Below are 18,432 nucleotides of genomic sequence, written 5' to 3' on the forward strand. Positions count from 1 at the left end.
ATTTACGTCTGCCATTGGGATTCGACATTCAATGCTTACCTTGCAAAAAAGCGAGCCGAAGGAAAGCACTACTATGTTGCTGTATCCCATGCAACGAAGAAGCTCGTGAGACTGATATATCAGCTTGAGAAATCTCATCAGTCATACAACAAAGCAGCTTAACTAATTCCATACAAATCTTCTTTCAAGAGCATCTAAAACGATGCTCTATTTGTCATGCAGTTTTCAAGGTGCTGAATACGATGAATAAGTCATCGTCGCTATATTTAAAACATTTCTGTTTTAAAACATTTTTATTGACTTTCTTTAATAGTTAGTCTCGTGGATTTATTTCATCTTGTCCCATAATTTCCATATATCTTCGAGTAACTCTTCGTCATTTTCAAAGTGTTCGAGTTCCTCCACATCTGTATTTAATCCCATACGTTTTATACTAAAAGTATGCATGGGGGCCATATTGTTCTTCTTTTCATACACGATTACTATTCTGCACTTAGCCCTGCTGACAATATCGCACAGCCCGCTTCGTAGCGCTATAAAGCCTCCTGCGTACTCAAGAAAACGTTCCGCGCATGTATACGGAAAAAATACTGGCACGCTTCCTCTTATAACCGGTTCATTGTCACCAGAAGAATTTGTTGCTACAGTATATCCACTCTCAATAAATCGTTCAGTCAATTGTTCCCACACCGACGTTTCAATGCAAGACTTAAAGAATCCCGCATAAGGGGATAGAATAATAGTTTTCCCGGGAATTAATCCCTTAGATGCAAATTCTCTCTTTATATATTCCTCATTCTTACTGAGTGGATGCGCGTACTCTCTCCTTGATCCAAACTCAAAGACATCGTATTGAAAAATATCGTCTACTGTTAGTTTTGACTTTTCTCTTATCAAATAATGCTTATATGTCCTCCAGCCATAAAAAAGCATTGGTTTTACATCCATCATTTCGCTTCCCAAAAACTCCCACGCAAAGAGAAGCGTGTCATTTTCTTCTTGAGAAATAACTTTAATATTTCCATATCCAAAAAGCTCAACAACTTTTCTGCAAGCATTATTAACAACTGTGATGATATATCTTTTGACACCATTATCTTTAAAATACTCGCCAAGAAGACCGCACGCTAAATAGACATCTCCCGTCCCCTTGTTTGGACAAACAAAAACTGTCGTATCACTTGCTCTACCGTTCAGAAGTAGGGAATACATCACAAATCCCTTTTGTACCGCACGCATGGCATTATTCATACTATCTTGTGAGTCTCTGCATATATCCTGGCCTTCCGGTGTCAGATCCAGCACCTGACTGTCTTCATATCTCAAAGAGTGAAGCTGTTCAATCATCTCCATGTGATATCTTGAACAAATCACAATTACAACATCACGGCTAAATGGCCATAAATATTCTTGAGGTGTATATGCCCGAATCCATCCATGTCCAAATCGAGCAGAATCCGGATTATTAACTAAAAATGCATCGACTTCATAATTGTGCTGAGAAAGAGCACTTATTATCGCATCAGAGAAACCATTTATTCCAAATACAGCTATTTTTTTAGATGTAAAAAATCCCTCTTTCGCTCTATTTCCTATTCCCTTTGTTATAAAATCATCAGACATATAGTGTATTCTCTATGTAATCCTCAACAGTAACTTTTCCACTTTCTATAAGCCCCCTGCTGCCATATGGCTTATTGCAGGACACCACAACTATATTTGCAAAAAACTGAACCAACCTATAGTACCGTAGCAAGCAGCTGAAGTCTTCTTGCGAAAGTGGCACAAAGCAATACTCCGTTTTTTTTACATACCGTTGTAATTCTTGTTGATACAAGCCATTTTCACAGATGACAAAAGCTCTTGAATACTTCTTTTTCGCAATGTATTTGTCCAACAAGTTAATTGCACTAATGCATAATTCAGGATCATCCTCAGGAAAAATAAGTAAAGAATCAATCGACGTTATAGCATATTCCTCTTTCATCTTTATCCATACTTTTCTTCCCCTATCAGCTTCTAGAAAGGAATCCGTCAGATTATCACATAAGATTTCGCTTCTATTTAGCATTATATATTCCCCAAATCCATCTGTTTTTTAACCCATGGGATTACTATATCAAGAGTGTCTGACAAAGAAGTATTTGCCTCAAAACCAAGCACCTCTTTTGCTTTTTCTACTGAGGGCACTCTTTTTTGTACATCATATTCAAATGGTTTATCTGAGACATATCTGAACTCTTTTTCACCGTTTATCTTTTCCCATATCATCTTTGACAATTCCAATACTGTTGTTGATACCGGCGTTGATAAATTGAAATCTTCATTAGTTGCCTTTTCAGATTCGACACAAAGGCGAATGCCTCTAGCTAGATCTCCACCATATGTATAGTGCCTTATTTGGTTGCCATCACCAAGTATATGCAGGGGATCCTGCCCTTTATACACCTTTTGGATAATATCAGGAACAACGTGGCTCATAGCCAGTTTGACATTGCCTGACATGATTTCCTTTTCATTTTTCGCACGTTGTTCGCCAGTACCAACGCAGTTAAACGGTCTAATAATTGTATATGGCAACTTATATTGTTCCCATGCGCCCTTAGCGAAATATTCGACAGCCAGTTTTTGAAATCCATATGTAGAAAGCGGCGGTGCACACTTAAGCTGTTCTCCTTCTCTAGTCGGATACTGTGTTGTTGATTCATATACCATCGACGACGACAGCACATCAATCTTCTGTAAATGATTGTGCTCGTGTGCCCAAATTGCAGCATCAAACGTTGACGCCATAATACGCTCATTTTCAGCCAAAAGGTCATAAGCATACGTATGGAAGTATGTAATACCACCTATCATGGCTGCAATTGCGATTACCTGATCGCAATCCTCTATTAGTTCTTTCATAAGCTCTGTATCCTTTACATCACCTTCTGTGAAGTGATAATTTGGATTCTTATCATAGCTTTTCTCTACAGGGCCATATTTTGAGTAATTATCTATACCTATAACCGTATGACCGGCTTTTAATAATTCTTCTACCAGATAGCCAGCAATGAAACCAGCAGAACCTGTAACTAAAATTTTCATATAGCTTACCCTCCTGTAATCATAACTAATCTATATTCATATTGCCGAGCGTTCGAATATCAATATCATCTGCATAGTACAATTCAGTGCATGCCTTCCAAGTATCAAGAACAGCAAATCCTCTCTTGGTCTTAGAAAACACCTCATTATAAAGTAGCTTCCCGTATCTGCTATTGTTGTTTAAAACCAGCAACAATTGAGAATCTTTGCATGCCTCATAAAGATCATCATAGACAGCTCCAACATGCAATGCTTCCATTTCATCCTTAATCGCCACATAATCATGTATGTTCAACTCATACCCGGCCTTAATCAGCGCATTCGCGATATACACAGAACTTGATCCTCTAAGATCAGATGTCTCAGGATTGCCTTTGAATGCCATTCCTGAAAGAGTTATTCGTTTGCCTTTTTCGGGCTCACCTATCCTTTCCCTAACCCAATTTACCGTGATATCTATCAAGGATTCATTGAATTTTCTAGCAGATAAAATGAATTTTTTACTATCGCATTCAGGCATATTGTTTATTAGGATATATGCATCTTTCTCAAGGCATGGTCCCGCTACATATCCGGGATACGCGATATTGCTACGATCATATCCTTGATTGGCATGTTTTATAACACTTATCCCGTCCACGCCAAACTCCTGTGCCGCCATGCAAAAAGCATTTCCTAATGCAAACGTCATATCTCTATATGTATTGCAGTATAACTTTGCCAATTCAGCCTCTTCTATCGAATCAGCAGTGATGACATATGGTGTAATATTTCTAAATAGTCTCTGCGCAATATCGATGCTTTCCGGATTATTCCCACTTATTATCTGTGGCAAATGTGTGAGTTCATGCACAGCCTTTCCTTCCAGTGTTCTCTCCGGACACATACCAACCAGTATCTCTGACTCTTTTTTTCCACTCAATTCACACAGATAGGGAATTACCACGTTTCTCGTAGTTCCTACGGACACGGTGCTTCTTAAAATAATCATTTGCGTCCCATCATAAACTTTAATGGATTTAATCGCAGACCTGATATAATCAAAATTAGGTTGCTTCACGCCATCTACTTCTTCTCCACTAAGCGGCGTCCCCACAGTTATAATAAATGCTTCAATTGGAATATCAGGAGAAAACTCATCCACAACAAAAAACGATCTATCTAAATGCCTTCTGATGAGATTATCTATCCCCGGTTCATAAAAATGTGCTTTTTTCTTTGTGATGCATTTTTTTATATGCTCATTTATTTCTGTCCCATAGACAATGTGTCCACTATTAGCAGCGGCCATAGCCAAAGTTAGGCCGACATATCCAAGACCAATGATACCAATATTCACTCTATACCTCCTGATTTAATGCACCTAAAAGTGCTCTTGTCTGAAAATTCTGTATATATACTATTTTATCGCACTTTTAGCACTCAAACAATCGAATATATTCGATATTGCGATATCTTCTGCGATTTTCGCTCTTTCCGGGCAAACAAAAAGCCGATATACCCTGTAAGATATATCGGCTCTAAATATGTATTTATCTCCATTATGCACTTGGATATGCCGCTTCAAGACCTTCTTTAAACTTTTCCAGCGTCATATTTGCGCGTTCTGCAGCTATGTTTATATCTAATAATCCATCATGAACCAGAGAGTATAAGGTTTTACTCTCTCCCCTATCCTCAGCAGCCTTTAATTCATCAGCCATTAACTCTCTTAGAGCTTCGCACATAATCTCATCTCCCTTCATCTTCTCAAAAATATCTGTATTAGCTTTAGCACATACCTGGATTACGGCATCTGCATCTTGTTTATCTCCAGGCGCGCTGTACTTCGCCGTTTCTCTGATAAACTCTCGTATGTCTTCTTCATTAGCATTTTTCTTCATGATCTTAAGAGCAAGAAGCTTTGGATCGCTTACCTCGTCTAATACTACTATTCTAAGCGGAATGCAGATAATACCTTCTATTCTGTAGACTCCATTCTGTTCAGGAATAACTGTTCCGTAGTTTCTTTCCACATAACCAAACAGTTTAACAGGTTTCCTGGTCCTTACTATTGTAATTGTCAGCTGTTCTGCAGGAATCTCATCAACGCTTTTACCTGATGCCTTATAAACACCCGCATATCCTATTGTTTTCCAGACAACATCAATACTCAGCTCATCATCAGGATTCTTATATTCAATGATGTTATGGCCTCTGAATCCTCTCCCCAGATCATTATCAATGACCACTTTTTTAGAATCAGACAGTCCATTCTTATGGGCTTCTTCGTAAGCTGGACCTCTCGCCTAATCTCAATATCCTTCTGATAATCCCTCATACTGAGATTAAGACCTCCAGCGAAACCGGAATTCCAATCAATCTGGCTGGTTTCTTCACTTTTTTGCATTAAATTTTTATTCCTCCTAATTATATTTCTTTTTCCATATTGCTAGCAAGTATGTCTAAATGTGGATGTCTTTGGCGATTATGCCATTATTGCCACGACTGTGGCAGCTGTCCCGGAATGGGTACGAAGAATATAGTACCAGTAATTTCTGCAATTACAAGCACATTCATCAAATCTTAAGAATATCTATCGTAAATCATAAGAACTGTGCGCATTATCGTTAATCAATGCACAAAACCCGACGCCACACTACTATTGCTTCATGTCGCTCGCTTCATGGTCACATCTATAATCCAGGTTGGAACAAAAAGGCCTCATTCATCGATATTTTGTATCATTACCGATATCTTATTCTCAACGCATCTTAATGAAACAGCTCCAACATCTCCGTATAAGCCATCCCATTTGTCCATATAATCCGGCGAAATGCCATTTTTGTCGAAGACACAGTTCTCCCACTTATCACCGATATTATCAATGATGTCTTGCAGTTCTTCCCACAAAGAAGCATCAATTTTCTCAAGGTCCCGGCTCACAGAGTCCTGTAATAAGAAAACTGCCTTGATCCCATCTGAGTTTTCGTCAAAGATATCCAGGGATCTTTTTATCTTTTCAATGGCCTTGGCTCCGCCCTTTAAGATAAAACTGATGGTCACATAGTAAATGATGACTTTCCTGCTTTGGCATTCTCCCACAAGCTGCTGCCATTCATCATCCACATCAGTCATCTCCGCCTGCTGCCCTGTCCCGATCACTACAACACCAAGCTCTTCCTCTGTAACCAGTTTTTGACACCAATAATCCCTTGTTGGTTCCCCCGCCAGCTCCACCAGCTTCTCCAAATACAGCTCACGCATTTTGTGTGAATTCAAAACCACTCTGTCCGCATTCACTACCGCAGGCTGCTCAACAAGCCCAGCATTAGCGATACTTGCCTTGTCCCCTCTTTCTTCAGGGTCATCGAGATCAAAGCATGGAACATATATAAGCTCATCGGTATAATTCAGCAGATTCTCCGAGTAAAAACGCTCGTGCACCGTCATCACAGTGTTCCATCCATCAAATGGCACCTGAATCACTACCACGTCCGGCCTCTGCACGGCAATATCAAATCCATCAGCGCTTTCCGCGTTCACATAATCAGGGAACATATCTAAGCCACAGAGTTCATCGCCAAGGTTGGCATCATAATTCCTATAGTAATATGGCACAGCAACGACATGTATCTCATTTTCGGGATCAGAAGACTCTTTTCTCCAAAGGCCCTCCATGGTTTTCCACCACTTCGCTCTGCAAGCAAGGAAGACTATTTTCCCATGGCTTTTTTCTCCACAGGCGCAGTCAACTTTGAAACATATCTGCCAACAGCCTTCAAGAGCTGCTTACTGTCCAATGTATATCTATAGGGGTTCCTTCCAAGTTTTTCCCTAAGTATTTCTTCCTGCTTCGAATACACCGGATAATCATGCGCTCCTCCGCTCTTAACTACTTGCATGAAATCGCCATACTCTATTTCCAAAACTTCTTCATATCTACCCGGCGCATTGATATAAGTATTCTCAAAAGAAAGCTCACATATGCAGTCGAAGAGCTCTTTTGAATATATATGGTCACCGTTACTAATATAAAACGGCATCAGCGCAACCTTTGACGCTTCTTTGTCGCTGCATTCGGAATAAAGCCTCTCTATGCGAAGTCTGAGTTCTCGATCATCACTTCCATTAGCCTTGAGTCGTTCATATTCTTCCACAAGTTCTTTTGTCTGTTCTAATCGTACCTTTTCCCTGGTCTCATCCTCATACAGGTTATCCAGTGGAAAAATATCCACTCCCACAGCATAGGGACACCCATAGTATTCCTCCAGCTGTCCAAGCGAATAATCAATGGAACGTCTACTGACAATTCTTCCTACAATCTCCTTATAATCCTCATGATTCCTCATAGAAAGGATTTCATATCCCTCCGGGAGTTCGTTTCCTGCTACTTCGAAGAACTTCTCCCAATCACTCCTTAGCATGTAGATATCCAGATCATCATCCCATGGGATATACCCCTCATGTCTTACAGCCCCAAGGAGCGTTCCGCAATCAGCAAACCATTTTATGCCATGTTTACTACAGACTCTGGATATCTCGGACAAAATTTAATCTGGCCCGCCCAGAATCTTTTCATCATAGATGATATGAAAAAACCTTCCCGAACCTCATCCTCAAAGAATTCCGGCGGAAAGGCTATATTTTCAAGTTTAACTCGCTCCATTTTTTTCATATCCCCACATTTTGTATCATCACAGGAATCTTGGCGAATTGTGCATCATAGGAAAAATTTGAAATATCGCCATAGTAGCCACTACATGTCATCATCAACTCCTTAACATCTGTATAGGACTCAGTGGTATCATAATCTCCCCATCCACTTTCAACAAACTCTTTCACAACCTTCTTATAGTCCTCTAAAATGACAGATTTATTGAACTCCAGGCATTCAACCGTGCCTGTCATAGGATGCCAGATTACTCTGATATTTTCGCTATTCTCCTGAAATATATCCAGGTTTTTCTTTAGTTTTTCAATTGCTTCCTGTTCTCTTGTCAGAAAAGGAAGCACATCCGTGTAGTAAAAGATCTTTTTCATACTGTTACTTCCTCCGGATCTTCCACAAGATTCCCGTTCTCATCATACTCAAGAAACTCCTCCGGGATATCCCAACCGTGTTTCTTATAAGCCCGGTATAGCTCCGTCCTCTGATATTTATAAATGGGATATTTATGTTGAGACAGGAAAGGCCTTAAGGTCTCATAATCTCCGTGAACTCTTCTCAATATGCCATCATAGTCCTTGGGTATAGGTACGTACATCATCCCTTCGAAGGGAACAAAAATTCTATCTGTAAAATTATCTTCTCTGAAATCTTTCTCGCCATAATAAATGACCTGCTCACGATTCTCCACATGCTTGGATCCACAGTCTTCACATATGCTGCAGGCAAGATCAAGTAGCCTTAGTATCTGCGTTGTCATAGGTTCAGCACCTGTAAATGTATAGTCAAGCTCTGATTCTATAGTTCTTCTGATGCTACTGTATTCTCGAGTTTCCTCTCCATTTATAGAACCGTCATCAACCTTCCACTGGAGCATCAGCATTCTGTCCAACATTCTTATGAGTCTGTCCTGAAATGCAAGCTCCTGCTGATTTTCCGGAACTCTGTCGAAAATAAATACGTCAACACCGGTAGAATAAGGACAGCCATGAAATCTCTCTAGAAACTCCGGTGAAGTATCCAGCATCCTTCCATTGTTGATGTTAAATGTCATTTCCTTGGGCGGGTATGCTCCGGGCAAGAGCGACCTGGTATGAAGGTAGGGGGGCAGCTCTCTAGCCACCACCTCCATAAATTTCCGGTAGTCGCTTCGAAGCATGGCGATATCAATATCATCATCCCAGGGAATAAAGCCCTTGTGGCGCACAGCGCCTATCAGTGATCCATAGCAGATGATATATCTGATGCCATACTTATTACAGACTTCGTCCACCCAGGCAAGGATCTCCATTTGGGCAGCCCAGAGCCTCTTCATCATGGCAGTGATATGGAAGTTGCAACGAACTTCATTTTTGAAATAATTCTCCGGAAAGTGAAGCATTGTCATCTAATCACCCATTTATTCTCACAACGATTCATTTATATATCTGCAAATTTCACCTGCAATCTTGTAATAGACATTTCTACTAAAATGATTGATACAGTCCCCAAAGTCTTCCTGAGAATTAATAAAATCTGTCACATTAATTACCCTCATTCTGTCGTGATCTTCAGCAAATGCAGTGAGAACCGGATTATAATCTCTATAAATATCTCCAAGTCCATCAAACTCAGGATTTTCACCCTCATAATCTTTCTCACTTCCTAAAATGAGGATAATGATTGGATGCCCAGGTACATTATCATAAATATAGTCAAGGTTCCTCATAAGCATATCTAGCGGAGTATGTCCTACAAACTCCCATTCCTCCGAAAACTTCTCTAGAATCTCTCTTGTAAACGAAAAACCATGTCCTGGAATTCTACCGCTTATAAAACCATCAAAATTTGCCGGATCAGTCATGTCAGAATTCCGATTTGAAAATGCAATATACTCTCCGGTTTTTTTATTCCTATATAATCCCGATGCCAAATCAGATAAAAGGCTTATGCATATAACATGATACTTTTCATCAAAGAGCTTTGTCTCAAAGTTGCTTGCCGGCAAGAATGGAAGATCTTTTACCAATTCTTTTATACCGTCTTTCCCCATATGTCCCCATTCCCAGATATGCATAGTGTGATTTTGTCCAGCCACTATAACTCCACTATCATCCACATAATGGAATTCTGTTGTAACATTTCCTCCCGTCAGATATGGCTCAACACTACTTAAATCACATGGGCCCTTTAGCAGAACTCTTACTCTGCGTTCCATAGATTTATCTTCGAATGCTTGCTTTCCATCATCCTCAGATATCCAATCAATACTTTTTTCAGGTGAGAGTGTCACAGACACCGGTTCTTTTACGTTAAAAGCAGGGCATCCAAGCTTGTTGTAGATATATTGTTCAATACCCATTCCTAATACTCTACATGAAAAAACCAGGTGTTCCATTCGCTTTTCTCTTGTGTTATAACAATAGAATCCTATTATTCCGTAATCTCCAAACTTATCCTTGGCCCTTATATATGCGCAATCATTCCAATCATTGGTGATAAGTCGTGTTAGCAAGCCCTTGTCATCTCGATTCTTAGTGAAATTCAGCTGATTACTTCGCATAACAAGCTCATGAATACGATCGATGTTTTGAAGACAATCTCTATTAATAGAGACTCTAATATCACTCTCCTTAAGAAATTCTTCCTTAGAAGAGCTTAAGACTTCCTCCTTTGTTTTCTTTTCAAGAATTTTGTACTGTTCTAGTCTGGAATGTTCTAAGTCTGTTGCCTTTGTCTTAACATAGTAAGTTTCAAGATACGGAATGATATCCGGAGTTGCAATCATGAGTCCTTCAGCATGATATCTTGCTTCCTCTAAATTTCTAGGATTATCATCAATAAAAAGTGTATTGGCAGGTCTAAGTCCCATAGCCTTGAGCTTCGCAGCAATCTGAGGCCCCTTTTCCTCCCAATTGATGTTGTTGAAGACAAACATATCTGCCACGCCAGCTCGTGAAAGCTCATCAATAACCGCTTCCTGATCATTCTTAGAAGATATGCTATTAACAACACCATGGTCAGTAATATTTTTTACCAGATCCGCATTAGACATTGGCAAAACAACCTCGCCCTCGCTGAGAATTCCCTGCCAAAATGTTTCATCCATATCCCAAATGATCAATTTAATATTCTCGTATGGAAACTCCTCGTATTCCTCTTTCTTTGTTATCACGCTTGCATCAGGTAGAAGAACCCCAGATAGAATGTCAGTTTCTTCCTGGCTCAATGATTCTAACACTTTTGAATCTATTACAATGGCATCAAAAAATGGCCTATCAATGAAGTCCATCAGTTCATCTAATGACCCCCATACACTTTCAGTTTTTTTAACAATACTGTGCAACTTCCCGTCAGTTTCAACCCCGTATAGTTCACTATTAGGAAAAAGGCTTCTTATCGCCTTTAGTTCTGCACCAAGTCCACAACCATAATGTAACAACCTGAATCGATCATTTTGGCCATATGGAATCTGAGAAATAACTGTTCCACTGGCATAGGCGTACTTCAAAATATCAAAGCCATATTTTTGTTTAAAAAGCTCATGATGATCTTCTAAGAGCTTCTTATATTCTGTCTTAATGAAACTCTGACTTCCCGCATGATATATAAAACTATTACGCACCAATTGAAGTCTATATCCGCGCCTTAATATCTCTATTGATAATGCATCATCTTCAAAGTAGCCCGGAGCAAAGTCTTCATCAAATCCCCCTATCTCATTCCAAACACTTCGTCTTATAAGCATAGCAAAGCCCGAGAGCCTTACCCTCTCTAAACACGGCATTGCCATTGGTACATTGATTTTCTCACCATATGCAATATATTCCTCAACAGTATCAAAAGATACATCTAATTGTTGCTTGTTTCCTGCATAATTTGAAACTGAGCCAACAGCACCAATATCATCAGATGAATACAACGCCTGTTTAAGAAAATACAGTGCATCAAACACTAGCCTGGTATCATTGTTAAGCAGAAACACGTCGCAATTCTCATATTCAGTACCGATAGTAGCTGCAACCGCCTGATTACATGCAGGACCAAATCCTACGTTTTCTTCATTGCGTATGAAAATAATGTCTTCCTGCTGACTCAAATATCTGTCCACACCATCTGTAGATGCATTATCAACAACAATAATTTTGTATGTGTCAGGTGTCAAAACATCCCTAATGCTCTCAATATTCTTCCGCATCAGATTATCAGCATTATAAGAAACAATCACAATGGCTATCTTATTGTCATTACTTTGACTGGTATTATATCCTCCCACTCTTACATTTGCACCATTCTGTAAAGTAATATCATCATCCCAGACCTCTTTGTATCCATCTTTGTATTCCATTTGTGCTGCTTGAAGAAGTTTCTTTGCAGAAATTTTCTTTTGCACATCTGGATTATCAAAGTATCCTTCATTTCCAGGTATAATACTCTGTCCCTTTTCGAATGAAATTGCATCAAAATCCACTCCAAGCCAAGCAAAATCTCTGTCACAGATTGTATTCATGTCAAAGAACGATGCCCCAAGTCTGAAGGAATGCCACTCTCTAAGCTTATATACTGATGGATATCTCAACGCTACATACGTTCCATATGTCTCAAACTCACTAAATGACGAGTCATATATTTTCTCCGGCTCTATGCAATTGATGATTTTCTCCCAGAATCGTGTTCCCGGAATCATTTCATTTTTTTCAATATCTGCGATTAGTGCCTTCATAATCTCGCACTTTATAAGCATATGTTCCGAGATAAATGATCGTTCAATAACCTTTCTGAATCCAGGAAGAATTTTTCCCATAGTTTCGAAATATTCAGGATGATATTCATGCTTAAGATCAAGATAAGGTTGACCTGTCTCAGGACTAAACATACTGATTTTTCTACATGGCACAGTGTCACCATCCCATACCATGTAAAATTCATCTTTACAGATATATGCATACTGCATCTTAAGGAACTGCTGATAATACCATCCAGTAACACCTCTCGCCAGAGGCTTACCATTTAATAAAGGCTCAAGCTTTTTAGATATACATGCATGAACATCACTGAATGAAACAATATCGTTTTCATCCACCCAGTCAGCATGATCTGATATAGCACTTGATTTTGCTATCTCTCCCACCTCAGGAGAGCCAATAAAACAGATTTTTCCATATTCAAAATTATCTACAAGTCTCGGATATAAGGGCAGGACCCTTTTACAATCCGCAGGTGTAACAACAATCAATACATCAAAATGCTTATCTGCGCTCATAGCTTTCCTTTCAAACATTAAAAATGGTATACTATATTATACAACAGTTATGTACGTCATTTAAATAAACTAGGTGTTAAATATGAGAAAAATACTGATAGTTATTGTTTCTTATAATGCGAAAAGACACATGCAGGCATGCCTTGAGAGTATAAGAAAAAACCTTACTCAAGGAAGCTACAAAGTAGCTGTTGTGGACAATGCTTCCACCGACGGTATATCTGATTGGCTAGAACTGCAAAAGGATATTATATTTATCAAAAACACCCAAAATATAGGCTTTGGTCCAGCATGCAATCAGGCTGTTTCTGCCACAATCGGCACCGAGTTTGAAAGCTATGATATATTCCTGTTAAACAACGATACAGTAATTACCGCCAAAGCCATACCGATTATGGCAGAATATCTTACTGATAATGATGATGTAGGCGCTGTAGGTGCCATGTCAAACTATGCTGGAAACAGACAATCATATCCTGTTGAGTTTTCTTCAACAGAAGACTATATCAAATTTGGAAACAGTTTAAATGCACCTGATAGTGATGCTTATGTAGAAAAAACCAGATTAAATGGTTTTGCTCTTCTGATTCGAAGAACTCTATGGGATGATATCGGTGGATTTGACGAGGACTTTGCTCCCGGATATTACGAAGATGATGCCATATCTGTAGAGATTCTGAAACGTGGTTACAGACTCGTTCTTTGCAGGAATAGCTTTATCTACCATGTAGGAAGTGCTAGCTTTGTAAAAACAGGTACTAATAAGCTATCCTATGAACACCACAAGCTCTTTATTCAAAAATATGGATTTGATATTTTGGATTATGTATATCCATGCGGAGCAGTAATTTCCCAGATTCCATTTGCTCGGAGTGCTACTTTTAATGTACTTCATATTGGATGTGGCTTAGGCGCAGAGCTAAAGGCTATTAGAAGTCTTTTCCCTAATGCATGTCTTTATGGGGTAGAATCAGATTCCATACTATATTCTATAGTAAAAAACACAGAAAAAGTCTTTACATCGATACAGGAAGTTGCGATGTCAACAAGTCGCGGTTTCTTTAATCTGCTCATAGTAGACAGTAACTACTTAAATAATCTGAATGACTTTGATAAAGAAATCCTAGTGAGCCTTTGTTCTTCTAATGCTGTAGAGATTTCTCGTATTCATAATTATGATGATTTTTCATTTGACAAGATTGCCCTGATAATATGGGACAAAAATGTATATAGTCAAGTAATAGCAGACAATCTTGCAAATTGGGGAATAATGAGTAGTGTCTATTCTACTGACAATCTTAGAAAGCGAATCGCCAGCTATGGATTACCACAGAAAAACATTCTCCTTATTAGCAACGACTCTATGCTTAGAGCCAGTTCGCTTTTAATGTTTCCAGAACTAAATTGTGAGGAAGCTACCATTGTTCCTTACTTAATGGCACATTTTGGAAGGCTTCCTCAATCAGATGTCGCTCATAGAAACGCATCTGAGCTTGAAATACTTGAAATGAAATATCAGAGCGAAAAACAATATGAATGTCATGAAGATTTCCTCAATGATAGTGAGCTAACTGTTTCTGCAAGTCATAAATGCCATGAACAGATTCCTGAAATACTCAGGATTCTTAATAATGCATATAAGCTCGGGCAAATTGAAAAATGCTACGATAAGACACAATTAGTAAAACTCCTGGCAAACGAGTGGAATGATTGTGTGTACATAACAGCCAAGGATAAATATGCCAATTATGGTGTAGTAGGATTTTCTTGTTTTAACCAAAGGGAAAACAAAGGAATTTGCCATGTCACTTCATGGTTTATGAATGAGGCAGATCTTAATCGACATGTAGAAATTTCAGATTCCGACATTAGTAGTGTGAATGATAAAAAACCAAATTCAATCAGAATACTGCTTAAAGGTAACGAGAATTTACATCCCATAGCAGATTATCTTATTGGTGGAAGCGTCACAACTGAATATGATAATCCTTTCCGTTTCAATATTTCACCATTTCCAACAAAACTAAATAGTACTCCCTTCCACATCATTATCTTTAGCCTGATGCAGGAAGACTATTCAGCATGGGAACATGACAGTGAAGAAATGCTATCTCAAATGTTTAAGACTTTCGAAAATCTCGTTTCACATACCCCAGGTAATCCCACAATAATACTTCTCCTTGGATATGAATCCGAATCATCTTTGGACAATCTGCCGGACGGGGAGCTCGCTGAACTCCACTACGAGATCAATCCTTTAATTCGAGATTTTGCATCAGAGCATCCAAATATAAGAACCATTAATGTCGCAGACTATATAAATAGTCTTAGTGACTTTAATGGTTCTGTAAATCAGTTTGTTACACGCATCTACTCAGACATCGTAGAAAAAATCGTTGTTTATATTAACGAAAAAGTTGATCATTTGCTCGCGACGAAATAATATTGATAGACTTTAAGTTCATCCGGATCATCAACACGCATAGCATTTTTTAATTGAGTAATCAATTCATTATCCTCCGGATGCCCATTATAGTTTCTATGCACTTCTTGGACTCTGAGCCCTGTACTCTCTATCATCTCTTTCGCAGTTCGAAGTGTAAAGAATCTCAAATGTGTTCTATCTAGAATTCCTTCATCTGCATAATTAAATTCACCCAATAATGTAAGTCCTAGGCACACTGAAAAATGCCTTACATTAGGAAGACTGATTATAAAATGGCCATTCTCCTTCAAATATGGCAAGAATCTCTTTATTGTGCCCGCCGGATCTCTCAAATGTTCAAGTACATCAGCGCAAATAATATAGTCAAATTGCTCAGGTGCGTACGGAATCTCCATAGTTTCTACATCGCCCTGAATTATGTCATTCATACTGGCTGCAATATGTGCCACCGTGTCTACATACTCTACACCATGTACACCAGCATTTGGCCATATTCTTTTTATTCTGCTAAGTGTACTCCCCATAGAGCACCCCAGTTCCAGAACTTCTATAGGTTTGTTATGATCAGCTTTAATAAATTCAATTAGCTCATTTCTCGCTCTTGTCGAGTAATCTATATTGCATCCCCATTTAGACCTAAACACTTCCCTATTTTTATCTGTAACTTCTTTTTTATCCCCATAAATCATCCCCCTGTCCATAAACTTAAAAATATAACTATTCATGCACAGAAGCACAGACATTCCCGCCATATTTACTCTGACGCAAAAATCTTTGTCCTCATATTGGTTAGGTGAAAATCTATCATCAAAAATGCCAACTTTATCAATGGCACTCCTACTAATGAGTATCGCATGATCCGATACATAAAGCATTTTTTCCAACGCATCCTGCATCGGGCAATTTACAGTAGTTGCTTCTTTTATTGCATCTTCAAGATTACCGGCTTCTATCTTCATCTTTTGATGATTTATATACTCATTTGTTACTCCACCAATAGCACCTACACTTTCTGAAGAATATAAGCCCAACATAAGATAAAAAAACGTATTATCTATTAACATGGTATCTGCATCTAACAAAAATATATCATTATATGCATTGCACAGCTTAATACCGCTATTACATGCTTTTGTATATCCTTGATCTTCATCAAACCTGCAGTAAGTAATTCCTTCTATATCAGACAACCAATCAGTAGTACCGTCAGTAGAAGCATTATCTATAACCACTATTTCATATAAATCAGGAAGAATAGTTGTAACTATACTATTTAGACACTTTTTTAGACATTCAGACTGGTTTTTTGTCACAATAACCACTGAAACCTGCCTTATTGACGCTCCCTGTAAAACAACATTTTCTATGTTACTTTCTATTACTGCACGATCTTTTTCAATATCACAGAACAAAAGTGCCTGATAAAAGCATAATAGTGCTTGATTTAGATTAGTCTTTGAATAGTACTCACCCAAGGTAAGATACAGTTCATAATTTTTATTATCAGCCAAAAGACCTATCGTAATAATATCAAATGCTCTCTGATAATCTTCCTTTTGCATACATGCCGTTGCTGCCAGAACGCAATATTCCGCATCTCCCTTGAGATTTTGAATCTCTGTTTTTAAATTCCCGGTTATGAGCCTATGCGCTTCATCAAATTCTCCGGAATTAATGAGTTCATATATCTTCTCCTTTATCTGGCTCATGCTTTCTATTTCCCCTTTCGATTTCTTCTGAATACTTCCGCATTTATACTCATTTATGAATCTATTTCTATATTTTCCATAAGAGTACAAATTCATCATTCCATCGTCATGGATTACCCATGGGCATGTTTGCTCTGGTACAACCACTTCGAGTCCTAGTCTTCTAGCTTCAGCACATATGGATGCGTCATAAAAATCCCATCCATCAAACAAATCTTCTCTCCATGGAATATCCTTGCTGGTTACTATCATTAGTCCATCCACAGCCTCTACCTGTTCGTATGACACAGGATTATCTACATCATATTTATAGTCAAGCTTTGAGTTCTCATCATATAGTTTCCCAATTCTAAATCCATGCCACATAACAGCATCTTGGGGTAATCTGGGGGAACCCACCATCCCAATTACTGCTATATTATTATTTTCATTAAAGAGATCCAAAATATGAAAAATAAAAAATGGGTTAATAATACACACATCCTGATGTAGGTATATTTTAATCTCCGCGCTGCTTGCATGCATCCCAGCATTATATCCGGACGTCATACTCTCAGCTCCTTCTATTGATTTTATTTCTACCTCCACACCATCCGGAATAATTAGACGATTAACATAAAACAAACATTCTTCATACATCCTGTGATTGTTTACGCAAGTTATGAAGCATAGTTTTCTGCCATCGTAATGTCTAAATCCCTTAGTATATTCTATTGGCAATGGATCAGGTAAATCCGGATATCGTTTCCTTGTGTAACTTCCAATTATTTGTGCATCTTGTTCTTTGCCATATTGCTTGTAAATCTCTTCTAACCGTTTACCAACAAACCTTTTGTTGTGTACCTTCGCCTCGTTCAGCATCTGTATCATAAAAAATACAGATACACCTCTAGCGCTTATCTCATCATATAAGCATCTAACATCTTCTTCAGAACATAATAATTCAATTCTTCGAAAACAATACAATGCAGTAAGCTTTATATTCAAAAAGTCATCTAAAGTCTGGACTATTTCGAAAATATTATTATCTACACCTGCCTCTTTTTCTGTAATATATACTGAATAGGATGTTTGAAATTCCTTGATATCATTAAAAAGTCCGGCCAGCCTTACATATTCATGACTTTTGATAATCCGACCAATTTCATCGTGAGCATCCTTTCCTTCTTGCAAGCTTCTATTAATTCTGTTTATCAACTCACCATGTATCTTATTATCCTGTTCTTGCTGTTCCTCAAATTTCTTGTAAAACTCATCGGAATCTTCCGTATTCGGAGTCCAAATTCCCATAAAAAGC

The 18,432-nt window shown here is 38.4% G+C and carries 12 protein-coding genes and 1 pseudogene; 2 read left to right on the forward strand and 11 right to left on the reverse strand.

What is annotated here, in order from left to right; genetic code table 11:
• Nucleotides 1-162: pseudogene (locus G589_RS22410) on the forward strand (IS110 family transposase); the annotation flags it as partial.
• A gap of 165 nt (nucleotides 163-327) precedes the next feature.
• On the opposite strand, the gene G589_RS0107090 reads toward G589_RS22410, so the two are convergent.
• The 10 genes from G589_RS0107090 to G589_RS0107140 form a co-directional block, all read right to left on the reverse strand.
• Nucleotides 328-1,623 (reverse strand): hypothetical protein, encoded by a 1,296-nt coding sequence (locus tag G589_RS0107090; protein ID WP_026521609.1) that lies wholly within the window; start codon nucleotides 1,621-1,623, stop codon nucleotides 328-330.
• Nucleotides 1,616-2,071 (reverse strand): hypothetical protein, encoded by a 456-nt coding sequence (locus G589_RS0107095; RefSeq protein ID WP_026521610.1) that lies wholly within the window; start codon nucleotides 2,069-2,071, stop codon nucleotides 1,616-1,618. The genes G589_RS0107090 and G589_RS0107095 overlap by 8 nt, the downstream gene beginning before the upstream one ends.
• On the reverse strand, nucleotides 2,071-3,090 hold the full coding sequence (locus G589_RS0107100; protein WP_026521611.1) for an NAD-dependent epimerase/dehydratase family protein: 1,020 nt from the start codon (nucleotides 3,088-3,090) through the stop codon (nucleotides 2,071-2,073). Before G589_RS0107100 ends, G589_RS0107095 begins: the two co-directional genes overlap by 1 nt.
• A 25-nt stretch (nucleotides 3,091-3,115) precedes the next feature.
• Nucleotides 3,116-4,429, reverse strand: coding sequence for a nucleotide sugar dehydrogenase (locus G589_RS19175; RefSeq protein WP_051192234.1), 1,314 nt, complete (start codon nucleotides 4,427-4,429; stop codon nucleotides 3,116-3,118).
• Between the two features lie 202 nt (nucleotides 4,430-4,631).
• The gene (locus G589_RS19180; RefSeq protein ID WP_051192235.1) at nucleotides 4,632-5,321 is read right to left on the reverse strand and encodes a hypothetical protein; all 690 of its coding nucleotides are present in this window, start codon (nucleotides 5,319-5,321) and stop codon (nucleotides 4,632-4,634) included.
• Nucleotides 5,322-5,793: 472 nt separating this feature from the next.
• Nucleotides 5,794-6,750 (reverse strand): hypothetical protein, encoded by a 957-nt coding sequence (locus G589_RS0107115; RefSeq protein ID WP_026521612.1) that lies wholly within the window; start codon nucleotides 6,748-6,750, stop codon nucleotides 5,794-5,796.
• Between the two features lie 35 nt (nucleotides 6,751-6,785).
• Nucleotides 6,786-7,619, reverse strand: coding sequence for a LicD family protein (locus G589_RS0107120; RefSeq protein ID WP_196811858.1), 834 nt, complete (start codon nucleotides 7,617-7,619; stop codon nucleotides 6,786-6,788).
• A gap of 124 nt (nucleotides 7,620-7,743) precedes the next feature.
• Nucleotides 7,744-8,112 carry a hypothetical protein gene (locus tag G589_RS0107130; protein ID WP_026521614.1) on the reverse strand — a complete coding sequence of 123 codons (369 nt, stop codon included), beginning with the start codon at nucleotides 8,110-8,112 and terminating at the stop codon, nucleotides 7,744-7,746.
• Nucleotides 8,109-9,125, reverse strand: a complete 1,017-nt coding sequence (locus tag G589_RS0107135; protein ID WP_026521615.1) for a LicD family protein — start codon at nucleotides 9,123-9,125, stop codon at nucleotides 8,109-8,111. The genes G589_RS0107130 and G589_RS0107135 overlap by 4 nt, the downstream gene beginning before the upstream one ends.
• A gap of 18 nt (nucleotides 9,126-9,143) precedes the next feature.
• Complete coding sequence (locus tag G589_RS0107140; RefSeq protein WP_026521616.1) at nucleotides 9,144-12,980, reverse strand: HAD-IIIC family phosphatase; 3,837 nt, start codon at nucleotides 12,978-12,980, stop codon at nucleotides 9,144-9,146.
• Between the two features lie 82 nt (nucleotides 12,981-13,062).
• On the opposite strand from G589_RS0107140, the gene G589_RS0107145 reads away from it, so the two are divergent.
• On the forward strand, nucleotides 13,063-15,423 hold the full coding sequence (locus tag G589_RS0107145) for a glycosyltransferase family 2 protein (RefSeq protein WP_026521617.1): 2,361 nt from the start codon (nucleotides 13,063-13,065) through the stop codon (nucleotides 15,421-15,423).
• Here the strand turns inward: G589_RS0107145 and G589_RS0107150 are convergent.
• Nucleotides 15,402-18,425 carry a glycosyltransferase gene (locus G589_RS0107150; protein WP_026521618.1) on the reverse strand — a complete coding sequence of 1,008 codons (3,024 nt, stop codon included), beginning with the start codon at nucleotides 18,423-18,425 and terminating at the stop codon, nucleotides 15,402-15,404. The two genes, G589_RS0107145 and G589_RS0107150, sit on opposite strands and share 22 nt — an antisense overlap.
• Between the last annotated feature and the right edge of the window lie 7 nt (nucleotides 18,426-18,432).

Origin of the sequence: Butyrivibrio sp. VCB2001 (genome assembly GCF_000423965.1) — a bacterium.
Classification (GTDB): domain Bacteria; phylum Bacillota; class Clostridia; order Lachnospirales; family Lachnospiraceae; genus Butyrivibrio.